21 protein-coding genes and 1 tRNA gene are annotated in these 22,554 nt (G+C 62.9%); 11 read left to right on the plus strand and 11 right to left on the minus strand.

Translation table 11 applies throughout. The annotated features are described in order from the left end of the window. Position 1 precedes the first annotated feature (1 nt). Complete coding sequence (locus CXQ80_RS03175; protein ID WP_101316406.1) at positions 2–463, plus strand: CreA family protein; 462 nt, start codon at positions 2–4, stop codon at positions 461–463. A gap of 143 nt (positions 464–606) precedes the next feature. On the opposite strand, the gene mksF is transcribed toward CXQ80_RS03175, so the two are convergent. The 3 genes from mksF to mksB are packed head-to-tail and all read right to left on the minus strand — an operon-like array spanning position 607 to position 5,397. After that, positions 607–3,438, minus strand: a complete 2,832-nt coding sequence (mksF, locus tag CXQ80_RS03180) for an Mks condensin complex protein MksF (protein WP_101316408.1) — start codon at positions 3,436–3,438, stop codon at positions 607–609. Then, positions 3,435–4,139 carry an Mks condensin complex protein MksE gene (gene mksE, locus CXQ80_RS03185; protein ID WP_101316410.1) on the minus strand — a complete coding sequence of 235 codons (705 nt, stop codon included), beginning with the start codon at positions 4,137–4,139 and terminating at the stop codon, positions 3,435–3,437. The genes mksF and mksE overlap by 4 nt, the downstream gene beginning before the upstream one ends. After that, the gene (mksB, locus tag CXQ80_RS03190) at positions 4,129–5,397 is read right to left on the minus strand and encodes an Mks condensin complex protein MksB (protein ID WP_101316412.1); all 1,269 of its coding nucleotides are present in this window, start codon (positions 5,395–5,397) and stop codon (positions 4,129–4,131) included. Before mksB ends, mksE begins: the two co-directional genes overlap by 11 nt. A 211-nt stretch (positions 5,398–5,608) precedes the next feature. Here mksB and CXQ80_RS03195 point away from each other — a divergent pair, with 211 nt between their 5' ends. Genes CXQ80_RS03195 through CXQ80_RS03210 form a run of 4 tightly spaced genes read left to right on the plus strand, consistent with a single transcriptional unit; the run spans position 5,609 to position 8,164 of the window. Further along, the gene (locus CXQ80_RS03195) at positions 5,609–6,391 is read left to right on the plus strand and encodes an energy transducer TonB (RefSeq protein ID WP_101316414.1); all 783 of its coding nucleotides are present in this window, start codon (positions 5,609–5,611) and stop codon (positions 6,389–6,391) included. Continuing rightward, on the plus strand, positions 6,388–6,843 hold the full coding sequence (gene rimI / locus CXQ80_RS03200) for a ribosomal protein S18-alanine N-acetyltransferase (protein WP_101316416.1): 456 nt from the start codon (positions 6,388–6,390) through the stop codon (positions 6,841–6,843). Before CXQ80_RS03195 ends, rimI begins: the two co-directional genes overlap by 4 nt. 51 nt (positions 6,844–6,894) lie before the next feature. Next, positions 6,895–7,533 carry a carbonate dehydratase gene (gene can, locus CXQ80_RS03205; protein WP_101316418.1) on the plus strand — a complete coding sequence of 213 codons (639 nt, stop codon included), beginning with the start codon at positions 6,895–6,897 and terminating at the stop codon, positions 7,531–7,533. A gap of 46 nt (positions 7,534–7,579) precedes the next feature. Next, positions 7,580–8,164, plus strand: coding sequence for a D-Ala-D-Ala carboxypeptidase family metallohydrolase (locus CXQ80_RS03210; RefSeq protein ID WP_178080743.1), 585 nt, complete (start codon positions 7,580–7,582; stop codon positions 8,162–8,164). Here CXQ80_RS03210 and CXQ80_RS03215 read toward each other — a convergent pair. Beyond that, complete coding sequence (locus CXQ80_RS03215) at positions 8,104–9,021, minus strand: LysR substrate-binding domain-containing protein (RefSeq protein ID WP_101316420.1); 918 nt, start codon at positions 9,019–9,021, stop codon at positions 8,104–8,106. The two genes, CXQ80_RS03210 and CXQ80_RS03215, sit on opposite strands and share 61 nt — an antisense overlap. A 142-nt stretch (positions 9,022–9,163) precedes the next feature. Here CXQ80_RS03215 and CXQ80_RS03220 point away from each other — a divergent pair, with 142 nt between their 5' ends. After that, positions 9,164–9,781: a LysE family translocator gene (locus CXQ80_RS03220; RefSeq protein WP_101316422.1), complete on the plus strand. Its 618-nt coding sequence runs from the start codon at positions 9,164–9,166 to the stop codon at positions 9,779–9,781. 2 nt (positions 9,782–9,783) lie between these two features. On the opposite strand, the gene CXQ80_RS03225 is transcribed toward CXQ80_RS03220, so the two are convergent. Together CXQ80_RS03225 and CXQ80_RS03230 are read right to left on the minus strand one after the other, a co-directional pair. After that, positions 9,784–11,145 (minus strand): sensor histidine kinase, encoded by a 1,362-nt coding sequence (locus tag CXQ80_RS03225; RefSeq protein WP_101316424.1) that lies wholly within the window; start codon positions 11,143–11,145, stop codon positions 9,784–9,786. Further along, on the minus strand, positions 11,142–11,804 hold the full coding sequence (locus CXQ80_RS03230; protein WP_101316426.1) for a response regulator: 663 nt from the start codon (positions 11,802–11,804) through the stop codon (positions 11,142–11,144). The genes CXQ80_RS03225 and CXQ80_RS03230 overlap by 4 nt, the downstream gene beginning before the upstream one ends. Before the next feature lie 147 nt (positions 11,805–11,951). On the opposite strand from CXQ80_RS03230, the gene CXQ80_RS03235 reads away from it, so the two are divergent. Genes CXQ80_RS03235 through CXQ80_RS03255 form a run of 5 tightly spaced genes read left to right on the plus strand, consistent with a single transcriptional unit; the run spans position 11,952 to position 16,671 of the window. Continuing rightward, positions 11,952–12,218: a PepSY domain-containing protein gene (locus tag CXQ80_RS03235; protein WP_101316428.1), complete on the plus strand. Its 267-nt coding sequence runs from the start codon at positions 11,952–11,954 to the stop codon at positions 12,216–12,218. Further along, the gene (locus tag CXQ80_RS03240; RefSeq protein WP_101316430.1) at positions 12,218–12,763 is read left to right on the plus strand and encodes a cytochrome b/b6 domain-containing protein; all 546 of its coding nucleotides are present in this window, start codon (positions 12,218–12,220) and stop codon (positions 12,761–12,763) included. The genes CXQ80_RS03235 and CXQ80_RS03240 overlap by 1 nt, the downstream gene beginning before the upstream one ends. Positions 12,764–12,785: 22 nt before the next feature. Continuing rightward, on the plus strand, positions 12,786–14,054 hold the full coding sequence (locus tag CXQ80_RS03245; protein ID WP_101316432.1) for an exo-alpha-sialidase: 1,269 nt from the start codon (positions 12,786–12,788) through the stop codon (positions 14,052–14,054). Beyond that, positions 14,054–14,653, plus strand: a complete 600-nt coding sequence (locus tag CXQ80_RS03250) for a hypothetical protein (protein WP_101316434.1) — start codon at positions 14,054–14,056, stop codon at positions 14,651–14,653. The genes CXQ80_RS03245 and CXQ80_RS03250 overlap by 1 nt, the downstream gene beginning before the upstream one ends. Then, positions 14,653–16,671, plus strand: a complete 2,019-nt coding sequence (locus CXQ80_RS03255; protein ID WP_101316436.1) for an LTA synthase family protein — start codon at positions 14,653–14,655, stop codon at positions 16,669–16,671. The genes CXQ80_RS03250 and CXQ80_RS03255 overlap by 1 nt, the downstream gene beginning before the upstream one ends. A gap of 98 nt (positions 16,672–16,769) precedes the next feature. On the opposite strand, the gene CXQ80_RS03260 is transcribed toward CXQ80_RS03255, so the two are convergent. The 5 genes from CXQ80_RS03260 to CXQ80_RS03280 all read right to left on the minus strand — a co-directional run bounded on the left by CXQ80_RS03260 (position 16,770) and on the right by CXQ80_RS03280 (position 22,471). Then, entirely contained in the window at positions 16,770–19,232 is a 2,463-nt protein-coding gene (locus CXQ80_RS03260) for a TonB-dependent siderophore receptor (protein ID WP_101316438.1), read from the minus strand. A 102-nt stretch (positions 19,233–19,334) separates the two neighbouring features. Next, positions 19,335–20,282 carry a FecR domain-containing protein gene (locus tag CXQ80_RS03265; RefSeq protein ID WP_101316441.1) on the minus strand — a complete coding sequence of 316 codons (948 nt, stop codon included), beginning with the start codon at positions 20,280–20,282 and terminating at the stop codon, positions 19,335–19,337. Continuing rightward, on the minus strand, positions 20,279–20,791 hold the full coding sequence (locus CXQ80_RS03270; protein WP_101316443.1) for a sigma-70 family RNA polymerase sigma factor: 513 nt from the start codon (positions 20,789–20,791) through the stop codon (positions 20,279–20,281). Before CXQ80_RS03270 ends, CXQ80_RS03265 begins: the two co-directional genes overlap by 4 nt. 63 nt (positions 20,792–20,854) lie before the next feature. After that, positions 20,855–22,081: an MFS transporter gene (locus tag CXQ80_RS03275; protein ID WP_101316445.1), complete on the minus strand. Its 1,227-nt coding sequence runs from the start codon at positions 22,079–22,081 to the stop codon at positions 20,855–20,857. Between the two features lie 313 nt (positions 22,082–22,394). After that, positions 22,395–22,471: transfer RNA gene (locus CXQ80_RS03280), tRNA-Met, on the minus strand. Positions 22,472–22,554 lie beyond the last annotated feature (83 nt).

Genomic DNA, 22,554 nt, shown 5'->3' on the forward strand with positions numbered 1-22,554 from the left:
GATGACTGTGCTGAAAAATCTGTTTGCCGTGGCGGTGTTGATGCTGCCGATGGTCGCGGGCGCTGAAGAAATCGGCCAGGTCTCGACCGTATTCAAGTTTGTCGGGCCGAATGACCGGATCGTCGTCGAAGCCTTCGATGACCCCAAGGTTGAGGGTGTGACCTGCTACCTGTCGCGGGCCAAGACTGGCGGCGTCAAGGGTGGCCTGGGCCTGGCCGAGGACCGTGCAGAAGCCTCGATCGCCTGCCGTCAGGTTGGGCCGATCAACTTCAAGGGTGAACTCAAGGACGGTGACGAGGTGTTCAAGGAGCGCACCTCGCTGGTGTTCAAGACCATGCAGGTGGTGCGTTTTCTCGACAAGAAGCGCAACACCCTGGTGTACCTGGTCTACAGCGATCGCATGATCGAAGGCAGCCCGCAGAACGCGGTGACCGCGATTCCGATTCTGCCTTGGGCGCAGTAGCAGGTAGTACGTATTTCGGGGCTGCTTTGCAGCCCTTTCGCGACACAAGGCCGCTCCTACAACAGCAGATCGCTGCTTTCCTGTAGGAGCGGCCTTGTGTCGCGAAAGGGCCGCGCAGCGGCCCCACTAGCGCAGATCACAGATCAGGCCAACTCTTCGGCCACATCCTCACGCACAATCGCCTTCTCTGCATCGATCCGGCTGATGTACTTCCAGTCCGATTCGTCGATGTAGATGCCATTCGGCCCGCTACCACCTTCCAGATCGATCGCCACGTGCGCCGACACCTGTGGCTTGACGCTGGCCAGAATCGGCACGAAGCCCAGCTGCTGGCTGGTCTCGAGCAGCGCCGCCTGGTTGCGTTCGTCGATGTCGGCGGCCTCGTCGAGGTAGTACGGCAAGCGAATGCGTCCGGCCAGGTCGCGGTCCATCAGGTGCAGCAACAAGTACATGTTGGTCAGCGCCTTGATGGTCATGGTGGTGCCGTTGGAGGCAGCGCCATCGATGTCGGCGTGGATCACCGGCTGGCTGTTGATCTTGGTGATCTCGAACGCCAGCTCGAACAGGTCCTTGAGGCCCAGTTGGTTGTGGTTGGCTGCCACCAGCCGGGCCAGGTACTCCTTGGCCTCTTCGTTCTTGTGATCCTGGTCGCTGCTCTGGGTCAGGTCGAACACCGACAGGGTCTCGCCTTCTTCGTACTGGCCAGCGCTGTGGATGATCTGGTCGATGTGCTTGAGCGCTTCCTTGTTCGGCGCCAGCACCACGCGGAAGCTTTCCAGGTTGGACACCTGGCGCTTGTTGATCTCGCGGTTGAACAGTGCCAGCTGGTGCTCGAGGCTGTCGTAGTCGCTGCGGATGTTGCGCAGGGTCCGGGCGATGTCGGTAACCGCTGCACGGCGCGCCTTGGCCAGGGTCAGGGCTTCTTCGGTGCGGTGCGAGTAGGCGTTGATCAGCAGCTGCAGGCGGCGCTCCAGGTCGTCTTCGCTGTCGAACTTGGCCACCCCTTTGAGGCGTACCTGGGCGTACAGCGCCTCGATCTGGTTATCCGCCCGTTGCAGCGCCTGCCAGCTGTCCTGGTAGTCGTTGAGCAGCGGCAGCAGGTTGTCCATCGAGTCGTCCACCGCTTCCATGAACGGCGTGCCGAACGGCATGTCGTTGGGTAGCAGCTGACGGCGGCGCAGGGCATCTTCGAGGGTGCGCTGCTTGGCTTCGAGGTCGGCCAACTGACGGCCGACCAGTTGCAGCTTGGCCGACAGTTGCTGGACGCGCTCGGTGAAAGCGTCGCTGGAGCGCTTGAGTTCGTCCTGGGCCGCTTCAAGCTGGGCCAGTTGCTCAAGCTTTTCTGGCTCTTCGGCGGCGAGGGTTTCGCTGCGGCGGAAGTCTTCCAGGGCCTTTTGCGCATCCAGTACCTGTTGGTACAGGGCTTCGGTCTGGGCCTTGCTGGCGGTGCGGTCGGCGGCGACCGCCTGCTGGGTCTTGAGCTGCTTGAGCTCGCGGTCGAGGCGGTCTTTCTGGTCGCGCAGGGCCGCGCGGTCAGCCAACGCTTGCAGCGCCGGCGGCTCGATGTGCGAGAGGTCGATGGACAGGCCCGGGGCTTCGAAACGCTCGCCCTTGAAGCTGTCGAGCACCGCTTCCAGTGACTTGACCCAGAGGTCGCTGTCATCCAGTTCGATGCCGCGCTCGCCCAGCGGCAGGCTGAACAGTGCGCCGTTGAACAGGCGCATCAGGCGGTCGACGTCGCCTTGCGAGAACTCTTCGCGCAGGCGTGCGTAGCTGTTGTTGTCGGCATGATCGAGCTGCTGCTTGACCACCTTGACCCGCTTCTCCAGATCCCGCACACGTTCGTCGAGGTCTTCGGCGGAGAACTGCCGCGATTGCGCCAGGGCGCCGGCAAGTTCGTCGTGGGCGTCCTTGGCGGCAAGCAACTGCTGCTCGAGGGCGCGTACATCATCGACCAGCGCAAAGCGATTCTTCAGCACCGACAGTTCGCCCAGCCAGCGCTGGATACCGCTGATCTCGCGCTCCAGGCGCATCAGCTCCTGGGTACCGCCGCGTTGGTCGTTCTGCAGGCGGTCCTGCTCGCTGCGGTAATGCTCGGACTGGATCAGCAGTTCTTCTTTACGCGCCATGGCATATTCCTGCCAGGTGCCGAGCAGGTTATCCAGCAGCGGCGACAGGCGATGCAGCTTGCCACGCAGGATGTCGCGCTGGGCGACGCCGCCGGCGAGGGCTTCGACCAACGGCCCGGCGGCGACCAGGGCGTTGTAATCGCCTTCCATGCGGCGTACGTCGCGGAAGGCCTCTTCGCAGGCAGCGATGTAGTCGACGCTGCCCGAGCGCAGGCTGTGCTCGAAGGCATCGAGGAACAGCTGCTTGAGCTTGGCTGCAGTGATTTCGCGCATGTGCAGCAGGTTGATGAACAGGGCGCGGAAGGTCTTCAGGCTCTGCTCGCTGGTCGAGCGCAGCGGGATCAGGGTCAGGTCCAGTGGCACCGAAGTATGGCCACCGACCAGCAGACGGCGCAGTTCGTCGGGCTTGAGCTCATACGCCTTGAGGCCATTGCGCTCAAGGTTGGTGAACAGCTCCTTTTGGCGCAGGCAGGTGTCGTCTTTCTGGTAGTGAGCCAGGTCCAGCTGGCCTTGGTAGGCAAAGAACTGGTGACCGAAGCCGCCGCCCGGGCCGCGGCCGACCACGCCAATCACGTGCGGGCCATGGGGCAGGTCCAGCTCGCAGAGGATGTAGCTGGTGTCGCTGGCGAAGTAGAAACGGCGCGACTGCTCGAGGCTGTACTTGCCGAAGCTCATGTCCGACATGCGCGCCAGAATCGGGAACTGCAGGGCGTTGATCGACGCCGACTTACCCAGGTTGTTGGCGCCATAGACCGACAGCGGGTGCTCCAGCGGGAACAGGCCGAGGCTGTAGCCGGCGGTGTTGAGCAAGGCGAAGCGGCGGATGCCGTAGCGTTGCTGGCTCATGCGTCAATCTCCTGTTGCTCTTCGCGGATGGCGCGGGCAAGGGCGTCTTCTTCGCTCTCGTCGCCGGCAAACGGGCTGAGGTCGAGCGGGTCGTCGGTTTCCAGTTGCTCGGCGCTGTCGTCGTCGGCCAGCACCGGTACCGGCAGTGGCAGGGCGCTGTGCAGGGTCGCGGCCAGGTCGCGGTCCTGCTGCACCGACAGGCACACATCGATGAAGCGGTGCATCGGCGGCAGGAAGCGGTAGATGCCGCCTTCTTCATGGGCGAAGCCCAGTTGGGTCATGCGCCGGAGGATCTTTTCTTCAAGCTCGTCGACGGTCTGTACTTCGGCCTGGATGAACAGGTCGCGGTACTTTTCCAGCAGCGACGGCAGCTCATCGCGGCCGATGCTGCCGCCATCGAGCACGGCGATCGGGTCGCGGCCCTGGTCAGCCAGGTGCTCGACCAGGATGAAGGTGAACAGCGAAAGGCGCTGGGCGGTCTTGTTGACCTGCGCCGCGGCCAGCTCTGGCACGAAGTAATAGAAACCGCGGGTATCGCACACCAGCTCGAAGCCAAGCGCCTTGAACAGGGTGCGGTACTGGTCCTGGAAGTTCGACAGCTGGGCGTACAACTCGGGGTCGCGGCGGCTGACGTGGAAACCTTTGAACAGCTCGCGGAAGATCGGCGCGAGCTGGGACAGTTCGGAGAGATCAAGATGCATTGGCTGGGCTCGCAGTGGATGCAGGCGATGATTCGGTCAGGGCGAAGGAGCGCAGGCTCACCCGGTGTTCGGTGGTGAGATAGTCGCGCCGTTCGAGGCGCTCGCGGCTGAAGCGCTTCTCGCGCGACAGGCGCGAGAACCAGTACAGCAGCTCGTCGGTGGCGCCTTCGGGCTCCTGCTCCAGCAGCCACACCATCAGGTCGGGCAGCGGCAGGGCGCTGGCACAGCGTTCGAGCATCTCCTTGACCGTGCGCGGGGCACGTGGCGTCGGGCCCTTGTCGGTGCGGTGGGCCTTGGGGAAGCGCGCCGGCTTGGGCTCGAAGCGGGCCAGCGCGTAAACGTAGGCCTCGACCTGGCTGGCGCTGCCGAGAAAGGTGCTTTGCGGTCGAGTGAACATCGGCATGGCCGCGTGCGGCACGGCATCGATGCCCTTGCGCCGGATCACCGACAGGGCCAGCGCCGCGCCCCGGGTCACGGCGTTGTGCCGGCGCGCTTCTTCGCGCAGCGGCAGCAGCAGTTCGCGGGCATGGCGCAGGGTCAGCTGGGCGCTGGTCTGCATCTCGAGGATGCGCGCATGGGTGCGCAGGAGCATGTCGTCGTCGACCAGATGGCCGAGCCGCGCCTGCTCGCCGAGCAGGCGCAGCAGCACTGTCTCGACCTTGCGCACGCCTTGCTCGAAGGCGCCGTCGGCGTTGACCAGTTGGATCATCGGCTCGACGTACTCGTCCCAGGTTGCCAGTACTTCGGCGTAGCGCTGGCGCAGCGGGATCTGCCGGTTGCTGGTCTTGGCCCGTTCGGCCACGGCCACCAGCGCCTGCTCGTCGTTGTCGAGTTTCTTCAACACGTCGCGCACGCGCATGTCGAGCAAGCGCAGCTGGCGCGCCAGGTCGTCGCTGTCGCGGTTGTCGAAAGCGTCCTGAATATGCCCGGCCAGGCGCTCCAGGTGGCGCAGATAGGCTTCGATTTCCAGGCACAGACCAAGCCGGTGCTCGCGACGCAGGTAGGCCAGGAAGTCATGAATCTGCGCATTCAGCTCGAAGCGGTTCGGGCTTTTTGCCACCGGTACCAGAATATCCAGGCGGATCCACACATCGAGCAGCTGGGTGATGTCCTGCGGGGTGCTTTCTACCTGCTGGCGGCCGAGTTGCTGGCGCAGTTCGATCAGGCTCAATGTGCCCTGGTCGAAACGCTCGCACAGCGGCTCGATCAATGCCCAGTGTTCGGCGAGGGCGCGCAGGACGCGCTTGGGTTCGATCATTGGCGGGTCGACTCGTTGCCAAATTAAAGCCGGCGATTGTACTGCATCCGGGGGGGAGGAATTCACCCCTTGGTCTGTAATGAGATTGCGTCAGGGATTTACCGGATTGGCTCAGGGTTTTGCCGGCTGGCAAATTTCCGCCAACCTGTAGCGGCGCGGGGCGGTCAACGGCGTTAGAATGCGCGACTGACTTTTCCCGGATGACCGTGCTGTGCTGATCGAGTCCCGCCGCCGCGCTTACCTGTCCGCCATGCAAGTGGTGCACTGGCTGCCGCGTGCCGAACTGCCGTTCGCCGCGCCGTCGCGCCCCGAGCTGCTGCTGCCGCAGGCGCCGGTCGAGGAGGTCGAACTCGAAGCCCTGGCGCCAGCGCCTGCCGCCGCGCCGGTCGCGCCGCAGGCACGCAGCATCGAACGGCCGAAAATCGAGATTCCGCGCCCAGCCAGCAGCGTCAAGCCAGCGGTCAAGCCGACCGAGACCGAGGCTGAGCCAGTGGTGGCCCGTGCGGCGCCGGTGCCACCGCCACGGTTTGCCCTGCAGTTGCTGCGCGCCGGCAGTTGCCTGGTGCTGGTCGAGCTGGCCACCGGGCAGCCGTTCCAGAGCCGCGACCCATCCTACCTGCTGCTCAAGGACATGCTCCGTGCCGCCGGCCTGCCGGATGCGCCGCAGATCATCGGCGAGCCGATCCGCTGGCCGCTGCTGGTGCGCGGCAACATGGACCAAGGCCCCGAGGCTGCGCGTGACTTCGTCCAAGGCTTTATCCAGGCACGCCTGGAAGAATCTCCCTGCACCTGCCTGTGGCTGATCGGCCTGCCGGCGCTGCGCTTTGCCGCCCAGGCCGAGGCACCGGCCTATTACCAAGAACTGCAGGTCGAAGCGCTGGGCACTGCCTGGGCGCTGCCTGGCCTGGAACTGTTGATGGACGAGCCGCAGCGCAAGGCGGACGTCTGGCAAGCGATGCGCCAGCTGATGGCGCGCTGGAAGAGCGTTGAATGAGTGATTCGATCAGTTTCCGCCCGATGACCGAGGCGGACCTGGATGCGGTGCTGAAGATCGAGTACGCCGCGTTCAGCCATCCCTGGACCCGTGGGATTTTTCTGGATGCGCTCAAGTCATACCAGATCTGGTTGATGTTCGATGGCGCCCAGCAGGTGGGTCACGGCGTGATCAACGTGATCATCGACGAAGCGCACCTGCTCAACATCACCGTAAAACCGGAAAACCAGGGCCGCGGCCTCGGCCTGCGCCTGCTGGAAAAACTCATGGCCGAGGCCTACAAGCTCAATGGCCGCGAGTGCTTCCTCGAGCTGCGCGCGAGCAACCAGTCGGCCTATCGTCTGTATGAACGCTTCGGCTTCAACGAGATTGGCCGGCGCCGCGACTACTATCCAATGGCTGGTGGCCGCGAAGATGCCCTGGTAATGGCCTGCACCCTGTTCGACGAGTGACCTTGCGCCGGCAGGTCCAGTCACACAGGCATAACCTGATGAGGCAAGACCATGCACGACCTGCAGGAACTGATCGACAACAACGAGCGCTGGGCTGACGCGATCACCCAGCGTGACCCGGACTTCTTCGCCAAGCTGGCCCGTCAGCAGACGCCGGAGTTTCTCTGGATCGGCTGCTCCGACGCACGCGTGCCGGCCAACGAGATCGTCGGCATGCTACCGGGCGATCTGTTCGTCCACCGAAACGTCGCCAACGTGGTGCTGCACACCGACCTTAACTGCCTGTCGGTGATTCAGTACGCGGTCGAAGTGCTCAAGGTCAAACACATCCTGGTCACCGGCCACTATGGCTGCGGCGGCGTGCGCGCGGCCATGCAGGACCGTCAACTCGGACTGATCGACGGCTGGCTGCGCTCGATTCGTGACCTCTACTACGAAAAACGCGGTGAGCTGGCCAAGCTCGACACGGACGAGGCGCGGGTCGACCGCATGTGCGAGCTGAACGTGATCCAGCAGGTGGCCAACGTTGCCCACACCAGCATCATCCAGAACGCCTGGCATCGCGGTCAGGAGCTGTCTATCCATGGTTGCATCTATGGCATCAAGGATGGCCGCTGGAAGAGCCTGGACACCACCATAAGCGGCTTTGCCCAATTGCCGCCGCAATACCGCCTGCGCCCGCAGGAGTAGGCTTAACTCTAAGCCAGTAGCGGCCAACTGGCTGAAGGGGTGAGCAATGAAAACAGCAAGGATGCTGCTCTGTGCAGCTGGCTTGAGCATCGCCAGTGTTGCTCAGGCCGACCCGCGCGACCTGTGGATGTTCGCCCAGTGGGCCGGCGACCATCAGACCCGACCGTTTCGCGAAATGCTTGTCGAGGCACGGCTGTATGGTGTGGTGCCTATCCATCAACTACTACGCTCGGCATCGGACTGGCGCCAGTGTCGTGCCTCGCCGTTCGCGGTGCCGCCGGCAGCGCAGTGGCCGGCAGTGCGCTCGACGCTGGCGTTGCTGCAAAGGCTGGGTGAGCAGGGTGTTCTGCGCCAGTTCGAGGTGGTCTCGGCATACCGCGATCCGCAACTCAACGCCTGCGCTGGCGGCGCGGTGGACAGTGCCCACATGCGCGCCTTTGCCGTTGATCTGTTGCTGCCGGTATGGGCCGACCCCAATCCGTTGTGCCGCTTCTGGCAGCAGCATGGTCAGGCCTGGAATATGGGCCTGGGCCGCTACCCGTCGGGGCGCATCCATATCGACACGGCCGGCTATCGCACTTGGGGCGGTGATGGCAGCTCGGCTTCGTCGTTTTGTGCCAAACCCAGCTGAGCCAGGCAGGCCTGACATTGCTGGCGCACCCAGTCGGCAAAGCGCTGGCGCTTGCAGCCTGGCAGAAACGCCTGCGGGCTGAGCAGGTGATACGCCGAGCCATCCGCGATAAACCCGGCGGGCGCGTGCAATTGGCCGCTGGCAATCTCGTCGCTGACCATCAAGGCTGACGCCATGGCCAGCCCAAGGCCGGCGCTGGCCGCCTGGATCGACAGATAGAAGTGCTCATACTCGCTGTCTGCGCGGTGCCGTACCTCTTCGCCGCGCAACCGATGCCAGTCAGGCCAAGCCTTGGGACGGGTGCGGCTGTGCAGCAAACGAGGGTTTTGCGCCGCTTGCTGGCTGCCCGCTCGACAGACCGGCCCCATCCATTCATCGCAGATCTTCACGCTGTGCAGCGTGCGTTCCCAGTGAAAATCGTCACGCCGCAAGGCCAGGTCAATGCCGCTACGGGCAAAGTCCACCGCTCCGCCAGCTGCGACCAGTTGCAGCTGGATATCCGGGTGCGCGGCATGAAAGTCCGGCAGCCGTGGGATCAGCCAGCGCATGGCGATGGTCGGCTCGCAGGACAGCACCAGCACGTTGTCCTGAAGCGGTTGTTGCAAGCGCTGCACGGTGTCTTCGATCTGCTCGAAGATGGCCTGGGTGGTGCTCTGCAGGGCGCGCCCGGCGGCTGTCAAAAACAGCGCCCGGTTGCGCCGCTCGAACAGTTCGACCCCCAGACTTTGCTCTAGCAAGCGTACTTGCCGGCTAACCGCGCCATGGGTGACGTGCAGGCGCTCGGCCGCGCGCACAAAGCTCTCGGTCTGGGCGGCAACGTCGAAAAAACGCAGGGTGTTGAGCGGCGGCAGTTTCATTGAAAATCTCGGCGCAAGTGAACGCTGCATATCTGTGAGAAAAACTAGCGGATATGCGCGACTATAAATCGATTTTGACCTGTGGATAAGCCCTCGATAATCGACGATCTGTGGATTTTCATCGTCTATCGAGGTTGCCTGAGTGAATGAACTGATTGCCGTCGCCGTGTTTACCGTACTTGCCGTGATCAGCCCCGGCGCTGACTTTGCCATGGTCACCCGCAGCAGTTATGCACAGGGGCGCAAGGCCGGCCTGGCCGCTGCGGTCGGCATTGCCTTGGGTGTGCAGGTGCATGTGCTGTACACGGTGCTGGGCATTGCCGTGATCATCAGCCAAAGCCCGGCGCTGTTCATGGCAATGAAGGTGCTGGGCGCGGGCTACCTGATATATCTGGGCTACCAGTCGCTGACCAATACCAAGCGGATCCACCTCGACGACGTCGGCCAGGGGCAGGGCAGGGGTAGCTTGAGTGCGTTACGCACAGGATTTTTCACCAACGCGCTGAACCCCAAGACCATGCTGTTTGTGATCAGCGCCTACACCCAGGTGGTGCAGCCGGGCAGCTCGCTGGCGCAGGACTTTGCCTACGGCGCGTTCATGTCCTTCGCCCATTGGCTGTGGTTCAGCCTGGTGGCGGTGTTTTTTTCCAGCGCAGCGCTGCGCCTGGCAATGATCGAGCGCCAGCGAGCGGTTGATCGGCTGATCGGCGTGGCGCTGATCAGCCTGGGGGTGACCGTGCTGGTGGCGGGCGTGCGCTGAGCTCAGCTGGCGCGCGCCTGGCTCAGCGTCAGTTCGGCGCAGAGCCCGCCTTGGCGCAGGTTGTACAGACGCAAGTCGCAGCCGATCTTGTCGACAATCATTTCCACGATCGCCAGGCCCAGCCCGGCGCCATTGGCGTTGCCCCGGCTGTAGAAGCGTTCGAACAGGCGCTCCATGTCTGCCTCGTCAATGCCCGGGCCCTGATCCTCGACGCTGAGGCGGTTGTCGCCGATCACTACCTTCACTTCGCTGCCCGGCGGGGAGAAGTTGAGTGCGTTGGTCACCAGGTTCTGCAGGGCGATGGCCAGTGCCACCGGCTCGGTCTCGACCCAGCACTCTTCGTCACCTTCGAGGACCAGGTCGACACCCTTGTTCAGCGCCAGCGGGGTCAACTCGGCCAACTCTTCACGCACCAGCTCGGTCAATTGCACGCGGCTGCGCTGGGGGTCGCTCAGTTGTGGCTCGATACGGGCCATGGTCAGCAACTGGCTGCCGATGCGGGTAGCGCGGTCGACGCCGCTGACCAGAAAATCCAACGCTTCGTGGCGTTGCTCGGCGGTGGCGGCGTTGCGTGCGTTTTGTGCGTGAATGCGCAGAATCGCCAGCGGCGTGCGCAGTTCGTGGGCGGCGTCGGCGATAAAACGGCGCTCGCGGGCGAGCAGCTCTTCGACTTGCAGCAACAGCCGGTTGAGCGCGGTCTGCATCGGTTCCAGATCGCTCGGCAGCGGCTTGAGGCGCAGTGGATGGAGGCTGCCGGTCTGCCGCACGCGGAGCTTACGGGCCATGCTGCGCAAGGGCTTGAGGCCCCAGCCGATCACCAGCCAGATCACCAGCGTCAGCAACGGCACGCCGATCAGGGTTGGCCACAGAGTGTGACGCATGATGCGCTGGATCAGGTCCTGACGAATGTCATCGCGCTCGCCCACCCAGATCAGCAAGCCTTGCTGCGGGTCGGCGAGGAGAAACGCGCACCACTCTTTGCCGTTATCGAGCAAGTCATGGGCACCGAGGGTCGCGGGCGGCGCCGCCAGCACCGGCGCCTCGGCCGAGCGCACCAGCAACTCGCCATCGCTGCGCCAGACCTGGAAGGTGAGACGGGTTTCGTAAGGGTGGGCGACGCCGTCGACACCGATCCGGCTCATGGCCTGGTCGAAGGCCTGATACAAGCGCTCCCAGTCGGCCTCGCCAGCATCGCCCTGGCGCAGTACACCCTGGAGCAGACGGGCGCTCTGGGCGAGCTGCGCGTCGTAGACTTCTTCGATTTCGTCATGGCTGTCGCGCAGCACCAGCCAGCTGATCAACGCGTCGCCGAGCAGGATCATCACCAGTACCGGGACCAGAATGCGCGCGCGGACCGAGATCATGCCTGCACCGCCAGCACATAACCGACACCGCGTACGGTGCGGATCAGCTCGCTGCAGAGCTTTTTGCGCAGGTTATGGATCAGCACTTCGAGGGTATTGCTCTCGACCCGATCCTGCCAGCCATACAGCGTACGGGACAGGCGCTCGCGGGTGACGACCTTGCCGGGGCGCACCATCAGTTGATGCAGCAATTGGTACTCCATGGGCGTGACGATGACCTCGGCGTGCAGGTAGTGCACTTGTTGTGTGGCTGGGTCGAGGCTGATCCCGGCGTGCTCCAGCAGCGGTTGCGCACGGCCCTGACTGCGGCGCAGCAGGGCGCGCACGCGGGCCTTGAGTTCGTCGACGTCGAACGGTTTGATCAGGTAGTCGTCGGCGCCGGCATCCAGCCCGGCGATACGCGCGGCGGTGCCATCGCGGGCGGTCAGGATCAGCACCGGCAGGTCCTGCTGCTCGGCGCGCAATTGCTGCAACAGGTCGAGGCCGTCCAGGCGTGGCAGGCCGAGGTCGAGCAACAACAGATCGAAGCTCTCGGTGCGTAACGCGTGCAAGGCGGCCACCCCATCCTGCAGCCAGTCGAGGGTATAGCCTTCGGCGCCCAAGGCCACGCGAATACCCTGGCCGAGGGCTCGATCATCTTCGACGAGGAGTAGGCGCATGATGAAGTCTCTGAAGTAATCGGCGGCATCATGCCGGGTTCTGCACAGGCGGATTTCAGCAAAGATGTAACTGCTGGTTACCGGCTAAGGTTGGCCTAAGGTTGCTTTTGCATTGTGGGCCCACCCACATCTGCCGAGAGCTTTCCCATGCGCAAAATTCTCCTGCTGTCCCTGATCATCGCCAGCCCCCTGGCCGTCGCCGGCCCGCAGTGCACCACCGCCGAGCGCTCGCAGTGGCAGGACCAAACTGCCTTCCAGGACAAGCTCAAAGCCGAGGGTTACCAGATCAGCAAGTTCAAGGTCACCGACGGCAACTGCTACGAGATCTACGGCTTCGACAAGGACAAGCGCAAGGTCGAAATCTACCATGACCCGGTCACGGGCAAGGCAATCAAGACCGAGATCAAAGACTGATGCAGGGCGAATCCCTGCGCCTGTGGGACCCTTTGGTAAGGCTGTTTCATCTGTCTATTGCCGGGGTCTTCGTCGCCAACTACTTCTTCAATGAAGCCGGCAACGACTGGCATGTCTGGCTCGGCTACTACGCCATGGCCTGGCTGCTGGTACGCAGCGTGTGGGGATTCGTCGGGCCGCGCAGTGCGCGCTGGGCAGACTTCTGGCCGACTCCGCAACGGCTTGCCGCGCACCTGCGCTCACTGCTCAAGGGCAAGCCGCAACACCGTCTTGGCCATTCGCCTATTGGCGCGCTGGTGATGTTGTTGATGCTGCTGGCGCTGCTGGTGATTGGCAGCAGCGGGTTCCTGATGCAAGAAGTCGATGTCCTGTGGGGCGCCGATTGGCCGCTGCAAGTCCACGAGACTGCCGCCGATGTGTTGTTGGCGCTGGTCTGTGTGCATGTGCTGGCCGCAGTGTTTGAAAGTATCCAGGTGCGGGACAACCTGCCGCTCTCCATGCTCACCGGCCGCAGGAAGCGCCTGCCGGAAGAGCGTGCGCAGTAATACTCCCATCGACAGGTTCTCTATGCGCTCTGCCTTAATGATCTGTGGCGTGCTGGCGGTGTTTTTTGCTGCCTGGCAAAGCCATCCGCCCCATGTGCTGGCGCCGTTTGCCCAGCTCAGCTCGAACGACACAGGCACGCCGGCCCCGGCGCAATTCAGTAGCCGCTTCGTCTCCAGCCAGCTGACTGACTTTGTCCATTCATCCTCGGTCACGGCCATGCCCGATGGTGGCTTGATGGCCGTGTGGTTTGCCGGCTCGCGCGAAGGTGCGGCCGATGTTCAGGTGCGCGCGGCGCGCTTTGATCCGCGCACTGACGAGTGGGGCGCCGAACAGGTGCTGGCTACCCGTGAAAGCACCCGCGACGGCACCCAGCGCTATATCCGCAAGCTCGGCAATCCGGTGATCGCGCTCGGCCCGGACAACCGCTTGTGGATGTTTTATGTCTCGGTTTCCGTGGGTGGCTGGGCCACCAGTGCGATCAACCTGATGGTCTCCGATGACCTCGGAAGCAGCTGGTCGGCGCCACGGCAACTGGTGACTTCGCCGTTTTTCAATATCAGCACCCTGGTGCGCGCCGCGCCGGTGTTTCACGCCGATGGCTCGATCGGCCTGCCGGTGTACCACGAGTTCATGGGCAAGTTTGCAGAGTACCTGTACCTGAGCGCCGAGGGTGAGGTGGTCGACAAATTCCGCATAAGCCGCGGCAAGCACTCGCTGCAACCGACCATCGTGCCGCTCGATGGCCAGCGCGCCGTGGCGATGTTGCGCTATGCCGGCGAAACCCATCACCGCGTGCTGGGCAGCCGTACCGAAGACGCCGGCCAGACCTGGAGCAAACCGTACCCGCTGGAACCGGCCAACCCCAACTCGTCGCTGGCCGCAGTCGGCACTGACGACGACGGTCTGCTGGTAGCCCTGAACGACCTGCAGGATGGCCGCTTCAAGCTCAGCCTGTACGGCACTGACGCCGACCTCAACGAGTGGCGCAGTGTGGTGGAGCTGGACCAGTCGCCGGATCCACTTGGCCAGCCGTTCTCGCCCGAGGCCTATAAAGCGATCATTGGTGAGGGCTTTCGCGCCTCCAGCGGTGCGCGCCGGCTGCCGCTCGAACAGCGCTTCCTGAGTAACCTCGACTACCGCGTATGTAAACCGCGTGGCTGCGATTTCGAGTACGCGTATCCGTACTTCAGCCGCAGTGCAGATGGCATGTACCACCTGGTCTACTCGTGGAACAACACCTTCATCAAACATGTCAGCTTCAACCAAGCCTGGCTGGCGGGGCGCCTGTGATGGTTTCGGTATGGCAAGCCCACCTGAGTTTCGTCCTGATCGGCTTTGTCGCGTTCAGCGCGCTGCGTTTTACCGCGGCGTGGCGGCCCTGGCTGCTGCCGCTGTTGGCGGTGGCCAGCTTCATTCCGCTCAGCCAACTGTCGCTGGCAACCTATGTGCGCAGCTTTACCGATGATCTGGCGTTCAGCACGCTGGTCCTGCTGGCCTGGGTGAGCCTGACCCGCCTGGGTCTGCTGCAACCACTCGAGCGCACGCAGCGGATGCAGTTGCTGCTGGCGTTCACGCTGCTGAGCCTGCTGCTGTACCCGGCCACGCTGGGGCTGACCTATTTTGATCCGTACCGCTGGGGTTTCAATCCGCGGCCAATGATTGTGCTGGTGGCAGGGCTGGCGCTGCTGATGCTGTGGCTGCGCAACACGCTGGCCGTCGCGATGCTGGCACTGGGCACCCTGGCGTTCGCCCTGCGCCTGAAACCTTCGGAAAACTACTGGGATTACCTGCTTGACCCGTTGCTGACGGGGTACTGCCTGATCGCCGCAACCGCGCTGCTGATCGGCAGTGCATGGCGGCCCCTGATGAAATGGCATAGAGGTCAATGATGGGAGTGTTGCAGTCTCGCCGCCTGCGCTACGGCGTGGGCGCAATCGGTTTGGTGTTCGCGTTGCTGGTGGCCTTGCGGCTGGTGTTTCTGCTGGGTTTTTCCGGGCTTGAACTGACCACCCCGGCGCTGCTGGAGACCCTGGGCATCGGCCTGCGCTTCGACCTGCGTCTGGCGCTGCTGATCCTGCTGCCGCTGGCCGTGCTGGCGTGGCTGCCACGCTGGAACCTGACTACCCTGCCGGCCATGCGCTGGCTGGCGCGGGTTTATCTGGCCGTGGTGCTGGCCGCGGTGGGCCTGGTCTATATCATCGACTTCGGCCACTACGCCTACCTCGGCGTGCGGATCAACGCGACGGTGCTGCGCTATCTGCAGGACGCGCAAATCTCGCAACAGATGGTCTGGGAAACCTATCCGGTGCTGTGGATAACTGCCTGTTGGCTGGCAGCAGTCGGCTTGTGGGTATGGGCCTTGGTATGCCTGGAACGGCTGACCCTGGACGCTGTGCGCAAGCCGATCAACCGCTGGGCGCTGGCCTCGGTTTCGTTGATTGGGGTAGTTGCAGTGCTGCTGGCCCTGCTCGGGCGGGTTGCCAACCTCAACCTGGAAAACCCGGTGCCTTTGCGCTGGAGCGATGCATTCTTCTCCGGCAACAGTCAGGTTGCAGCGGTGGGTCTGAACCCGGTGCTGTTCCTCTATGACACGCTAAAGGCCGGCCAGGCTCAGTACGATGAAGCCAAAGTGCGTGAGTACTATCCGCAGATCGCCCAGTACCTGAGCGTGGATCAACCAGACGCTGGCCGTCTCGACTTCATCCGCAAGCAGCCGGTGCAGCCCTACAAGCTGGCCGGCGAGCGCCCGCCGAATGTCATCTTCGTCATGCTCGAATCACTCGGCACCAGCGCCGTCGGCGCCTACGGCAACCCGCTCAATCCAACGCCGAACCTGGACAAGCTGGCCAGCCAGAGCTGGTTCTTCAAACACTTCTATGTGCCCGTTACCGGCACTGCAAAAACGGTGTGGGCGAGCATCACTGGCGTGCCTGACGTCACCCGGCAAGAGACGGCCACGCGCAATCCGCTGATCACTCGGCAACACACCTTGATCAACGCCTTCGAGGGTTATCAGAAGTTCTACATGATCGGCGGCAATGCCGGCTGGGCCAACATCAACGCGCTGATCCGCCAGAGCATCGACGGCGTGCAGTTGTATGAAGAGAGCGACTGGCAATCGCCGCGGGTCGACGTCTGGGGGATTTCCGATCTGGATCTGTTCAAGGAAAGCGACGCGCTGTTGCGTGCCGTGCCCAAGGACCAGCCGTTCTTCGCCTATCTGCAGACCTCCGGCAACCACCGGCCCTTCACCATCCCCAGGCACAACGACGGTTTCCAGGTGGTCGACGTAACCCTTGAGCAAGTCAATGCTGCCGGCTCGCGCAGTGTCGAGCAGTACAACGCCGTGCGCCTGCTCGACTACAACATTGGCCGCCTGATGGAGATCGCCAAGGCCGGTGGTTACTACGACAACAGCATCTTTGTGTTCTTCGGTGACCACAACACGCGCATCAGCCAGATCCCGCACATGGCGCCGGCGTTTGAACAGCTGGGCCTGGAAAGCAACAATGTGCCGTTGCTGATTCATGCCCCAGGTCTTGAGCCGCGGGTGATCGAACAAGCGGTGGGCCTGGTTGACCTGTTGCCGACCGTAGCCGGCATGGCCGGCGTGCCCTTCGTCAACGGCGCGCTGGGCCGCGACATCCAGCAGCCAGCGCCGGAAGGCGAGCGGGTGGTGCCGCTGGTATTGCGCGAGGGCACCTTCCCGATCATCGGCGGCGTGACCAGGGACTTCCTGCTGCAGATGCAGCACGACGGCAGCTCACCGACCCTGCACGATCTGGCCTCGGCAACGCCGCGTGATGATGTCGCCGCGCAGTATCCCGAGGAATTCCAGCGTTTGCGCACGCTCACCCATGGGCTGCATGAAAGCGCGCGGTTGATGCTCCATCGCAATGTCCGCTAGCTGCGCCCAGCGCTGTACCGGCCGCTCCAGGCAGATCGGCGCTGCGCCGGGCAAGCGCTGTCAGAACCTGGCCCGCACATCGCCAGCGCGCTTCTGACTCAAAGGGACCACTTCACGGTCAATGCGGCATTGCGCGGTTCGCCATAAACGTTGAAGCCGTTCCAGGTATTGCTGTTGATGCTCTGGTAGTACTTCTTGTCGAAGACGTTATTGACGTTCAAGCGCAGGTCGACGTTGTCCGAGACTTTGTAACCAGCCATCAGGTCGAGCACCTGGTAGGCCTTCTGCTCGATGCGGTAGCCGCTGCCCTGGTTGTAGATGGTGTTCTGCGCGCTGACGGCGCCGCCGACACGCCAGCGTTCGAGCGTGCCAGGCAGTTGGTAGGTAGTGCTGGCCTTGAACAAATGGCGGGGCAGGTCGCTGGCGAACAGCCGGCCTTCGTTGTCCGGGTTGGCATCCTTGCGGTACTTGGCGGCGTTGTAGGTGTAGCCAGCCGCCATTTGCCAGCGCTCGTTCAGTGCGCCGCTGACTTCGAGTTCCAGGCCTTGGCTGCGCACTTCGCCAGAGGCCTGGTAGCAGGATACACCGGCGGGTGTCTGGCAGACGCCTGGGGTATTGATCACCGAGGCGCGGTTTTCCTGATCGATACGGAAGAGGGCGGCACTGGCGTTCAAGGTGCCGTCAAAATATTCGGCCTTGATGCCGGCTTCATAGTTCTTGCCAACGATGGGTTGGATGGCCTTGTTCTGGCTATCGACCACACCTTGCGGGGTGAAGATATCGGTGTAGCTGACGTACACCGAGTAAGTGTCGTCGAGGTCGTAGATGAGCCCGGCGTACTTGGTCAGGTTACGGCTGACGTCGTATTGGCTGGAGGTCGGCTGGACTCCGGCAATATTGCTCGAGTTGTCGATTTGGTAGTCGTACCAGTCCAGGCGTGCACCCAGAATCAGGTGCAGCGGTTCGGCCAGGCTGAAGCGGCCAGTGAGGTACGCGCCGGTTTGTTCGGTTTCGCTTTGTTGCTGCCAGGCGCCCATGTTGAACGCTGGAATCGCGGTTACGTGGGGGTTCCAGTTGTAGATGTTGATATCGGCAGCCGACAAGACTGTGGTGCCGTTGCCGTGGAAGGTTTCCTTGCGGCGGCTGGCGCCGATCACCAGTTCATGTTCGCGCTCGAACAAGCTGAACGGGCCGCTGGCAAATGCGTCATAGCTGCTCTGCTCATTGCTGTATTTGAACTTGCCGGTCATCTGGTTGAAGCTGCCGTCGACTGCACCGGCACTGACGTAGGACGCCAGCAGATCAAGCTTGGACCACATCCTGGTCGCTGCCAGGCGCAGTTTCCAGCCATTGTCGAAGCGCTGTTCGAGCTCACTGAAGAGGCTGTTGTTGTCCTGATCCCAGCGGCCCCAGTCATTGCCCAGATAGGTCGAGCGCGACAGCTTGAGGTCGCCGCCATCGCTGGCGGTGGGCACGCCGCCCCAGGCGGTGTTGTTGTTCAGGTTCTGATTCGAGGCGCCTACGGTCAGGGTAGTGCTGTCGCTCAGGTCTGCCTCGGCGATGCCGTAGAACAGTGCGTGCTCTTTGTTGACCACGTCCTGGAAGCTGTCCTTGACCTGATAGCTGGTGACCGCCCGGCCGCGCAGGCTGGCGCTGTCGTTGAGGGCGCTGGAGGCATCCAGCTCGCCGCGATAGTTGTCCCAGCTGCCGGCACTGGCAGTCACGCTGACCTGAGCGTCCTTGGTCGGGCGCTTGCGCACCAGGTTGATTGCCGCAGAGGGACTGCCGGAACCACTCATCAAGCCGGTGGCGCCGCGTACCACTTCGACCCGATCGAGCATGGCGGTGTCGGCGGCGGCGATGGTGTCCCGGGCGGTGTAGCTGGACACGGTGGTCGGCAGGCCGTCGTACATGATGTTGTCGACCTGAAAACCACGGGCGTAGTAGGTCGGGCGCTCGGGGCCGTCCTTTTCCACGGTGACCCCGGGGACGTCCTTGATCACGTCGTGCAGGTCCTGCATGCCACGGTCATCCATGCGCTGGCGGGTAACTACCGAGACCGACTGTGGCGTCTGGCGCATGCTCAAGGCCAGCTTGGTGGCGGTCTGCATAGGGCCGGTCGTATAGGAGCCGGTATGTTCGCTGGTGGCGCCAAGAGTCGCGCCGGTGATGGTGGTGGCACCGAGTTCCAGCGCTGCATCGCTTGGCGTGCTGACCAGGGTGTAGCGTTGCGGCCCTTCCTGGCGTGCCTGTAATCCACTGTTGGCGAGCAGCCGGGCAATACCCTCGGCAAACGTGTGACGACCGTTCAGACCGGGGCTGAACAAGCCTTCGGTTTGACTCGACGCGAACGATAACGTCACCCCGTTGCTGGCGGCAAAGTGGCTGAGCGCGGTATCCAGAGGCCCGGCTGCAATTGCATATTCACGTTGTTGCGCAGCTTGTTGCGACCAGGCCGGAGTGGCTACCGCGCCAGCACAAAGCGCACCGCCGAGGCTGATGCGCAGCAGTGTGGAGTTGAGGCGAAAGCGCAAAGCTGCGAGAGGGGTGGGGGGGCTCATGCGTGACTTCCTATGCCGTTGCAGTAATGGCGGCTGAATGACCGCTCTACTGATGAGCCGAACGAAACTCGCAATCGGCAAGCTGCAACGGGTGAAATCTGTTTACGCCTCTATCCGTACCCAGTACCGCGAAAGCTGGCGTACCTTTACCGGCAACGAAACCTGCAGGTTGGCCAGTACTCCATCGATATCATCCAGGCGAAACGCGCCGGATATTCTCAAGTCCGCGACCTGCTCGGCGCAGCCCAGATAGCCCGCACGGTAGCGCGACAGCTCGCCAATGAAGTCCGCCAAGCGCCAGTCAATCGCCACCAGCACGCCTTGGGTCCAGGCGCTGTTGCCGGCAGAGCCAAGGCGTATATTGCCCATGTGGGCCGCGCCAAAGGTTAGCGCCTGGCCGTGCTCGACCCGTTGCACCTGACGTGGCGCGTCGCGGCTGCTGACCTCGACTGCATGCTGCTCCACCTCAACCGTGCTGAAACCTGACAGCACGCGGACATCAAAGCGGGTTCCTAGCGCAAGAACCCTTCCGTGAGGTGTCTGTACTGCAAGCTGTCGCGCGGGCGCCTGCTCGGACGCAGTCGTCACAAAGATTTCGCCCTGACGTAGAACGATCAATCGCTGCTGTGCGCTGTAGGCGATATCAACCTGAGTGTCGGTGTTCAAATCCAGGCGGCTGCCATCAGGCAACTTTACGTGCCGGCGCTGGCCAGTACCAGTGGCGAAGTCGGCGCTGTAGGGCGAGCTGCGATAACCGGCTAAAGTTGCGGCGCCAGTGGCCAGCAGGAGCAGCAGCTTGAGACCTTGGCGGCGCTGCACGCCCATCTGCGACAACACCGGCAAGGCCAGCTCACCAGGCACGCCGCGCAATTGTTGCTGGAGCTTTTCTATCCGCGCCCAGGCATTGACGTGTGCAGGGTCAGCATCGAGCCAGCGTTGCCAGGCCTGATGCTGGTCTGGCGTGACCTCGTTGTCATTGAGCGCGAGATACCACGCTACTGCCGCCTGCAGATGATTTTTACCGGGCACAGAAGCGGGCGCGCTGGTCATGCGTCCATCAACACAATGCACTGCATCAATGCCTTGCTCAGGTGGTTCTTGACCGTTGTCACCGAGAGGCCAAGACGCTTGCCCACCTCGACATAGCTCAGGCCTTCGAGTTGCACCATGAGGAAGATCTGCCGGGTGCGCTGGCCCAGGCCATCGAGCAGGGTGTCGATGGCCAGCAGCGATTCGATGATCAGGTGGTAGGTTTCCGGCGAAACCTCAAGCGGCTCCGGTCGCGCCGCCAATACCTCCAGGTACGCCCGCTCAAGGGTTTGCCGACGGGCTTTGTCGATCAGCAGGCCTCGAGCGATAGTTACCAGGTAATGACGGGGTTCGCGCAGAGCAGGCATTTGCCGCAAAGTCAGCATACGCATGAAGGTATCCTGAGCCAGGTCGGCTGCATCGGCGCTGTTGCAAGTGCGCGTGCGCAGCCAACCTTTGAGCCAGCCATGGTGCTCGCCATAAAGGTGGCCGATATTCAGTGAGTTTGAAGCCTTGAGCCCTGCGTCCATGACTGATCGCTACGGATGATAATATATCTCATTATTATCCAGGCGAGGGTGCATGACAATCTGCTATTGGCACTGGAGCGGTGGTGAGCCCACATCAGCATTTGCAGCCCTGTGCTCAGCCAGGCATACACCGAGCGCCAGCAGCAGGGCAATAGTTGCGAACCCAGCCGCCAGCCAAAGATTCCCTGTAAGGCCTAGCTTGTCCAAAACCAGGCCACCGGCCCATGCCCCCAATGCGATGGCGACATTGAACACGCCGACGTACAGCGCCGTTGCGACCTCCACCGCACGCGGCGCGGCCTTCATCATCCACGTCATCAGGCCTACCGACACGCCGCCATAGGCCAGCCCCCAGACCAGCAACAGCATGCCGCCGCCGAGGTTGGAATTGCCGATGAGCAGGAACAGCACCGGCGTCAGCAGCAGCCCGGTCGAGATCGCCAGCAAGGTGCGTGCTGTGCGCCGCGCGGCGATGACGCCGGCAAGGAAGTTGCCGACGATGCCGGCGAAGCCATAGGCGAACAGCAGTGCGCTGACCCATTGGCTATCGAAGCCTGACACCGACATCAGCAATGGCCGCACGTAGGTGAACAGCATGAAGTGCCCGGCGACCAGTGCCAGCGTCAGCAGCAACCCCACTTGCAGTTTGCGGCTACCCAGCTGCTGGGCAAACTGGCGCATGGTCACCGAACTGGTTACCGGTAGCCCGGGGATCACCGCAAGGTGCAGCGCCAGCACCAATGCGCTGAACAGAGCCATGCCGGCAAAGGCCCAGCGCCACCCGGCATAGTCGCCGATCAATGCACCCAGCGGCACGCCCAGCACCGAAGCAGCGGCCACCCCGCCGAAGATGATCGAGGTCGCCAGGCCAACCGAGTGCGCCGCCACCAGCCGCCCCGCCAGCCCCCCGGCGATCGCCCAGATCCCCCCCATGCAAAAGCCGACCAGTACACGCGCGGCCAGCATCCAGGCCATGCTCGGGGCCAACGCCGAGGCGATGTTGACGATCACCAACAGCCCCAGCAATCCGCAGAGGATCCTGCGCCGATCAATGCCGCCGGATGCGATGACCACCAGCGGGGCAAAAAACGCTGCCAGTAGTGCAGGCAGTGAGATCATCAGCCCTGCCGTGCCGGTGGACGTATTCAGCGATTCGGCAATCGGTGGCAGCAGCCCGACCGGGAGCATTTCAGTGGTGACCACGGAAAATGTCGCAAGGCCGACTGCGCTGACGGCCAGCCAGGGGTGCTGCGCGGAGGTTGCTGTGAGTTTGGATGAAGACGTGCTCATGGTTCAGGTCCTTTGAATTGTCAGGCAAGCCTTGTCGTCCGGCAGTGTCACCTGGAGCAGAACATACGCGGCGTATGAAAGGGACCCTATATTGATACGTGGTGAATGTAAATAATCATACGCACTGAATGTAAGTGCGTTGACTTCTCGCGGCATCGGCACTGAGAGGGCAGGCGGGGAAATTTGCCCAGAGGAATACGCAGAGGAGTTGCAGGGCGATTCAAGGACAGAACGCCAGAAACAAGAAAGCCCGCACTAGGCGGGCTTCTTGTTAGATCTACAGACCTCGTGAGAAATCTGTAGATCTGAAGGGTGGTGGCTACACAGGGACTTGAACCCCGGACCCCAGCATTATGAATGCTATGCTCTAACCAACTGAGCTATGTAGCCAACTGGCGCGCATTATTCGCTTCAGACGCCCCTCTGTCAACACCCGGATCAAAAAAAATTTACACGGTTTCAACCGCTTAGCC

Source organism: Pseudomonas sp. 02C 26 (assembly GCF_002843585.1).
Classification (GTDB): Bacteria; Pseudomonadota; Gammaproteobacteria; order Pseudomonadales; family Pseudomonadaceae; genus Aquipseudomonas; species Aquipseudomonas shirazensis.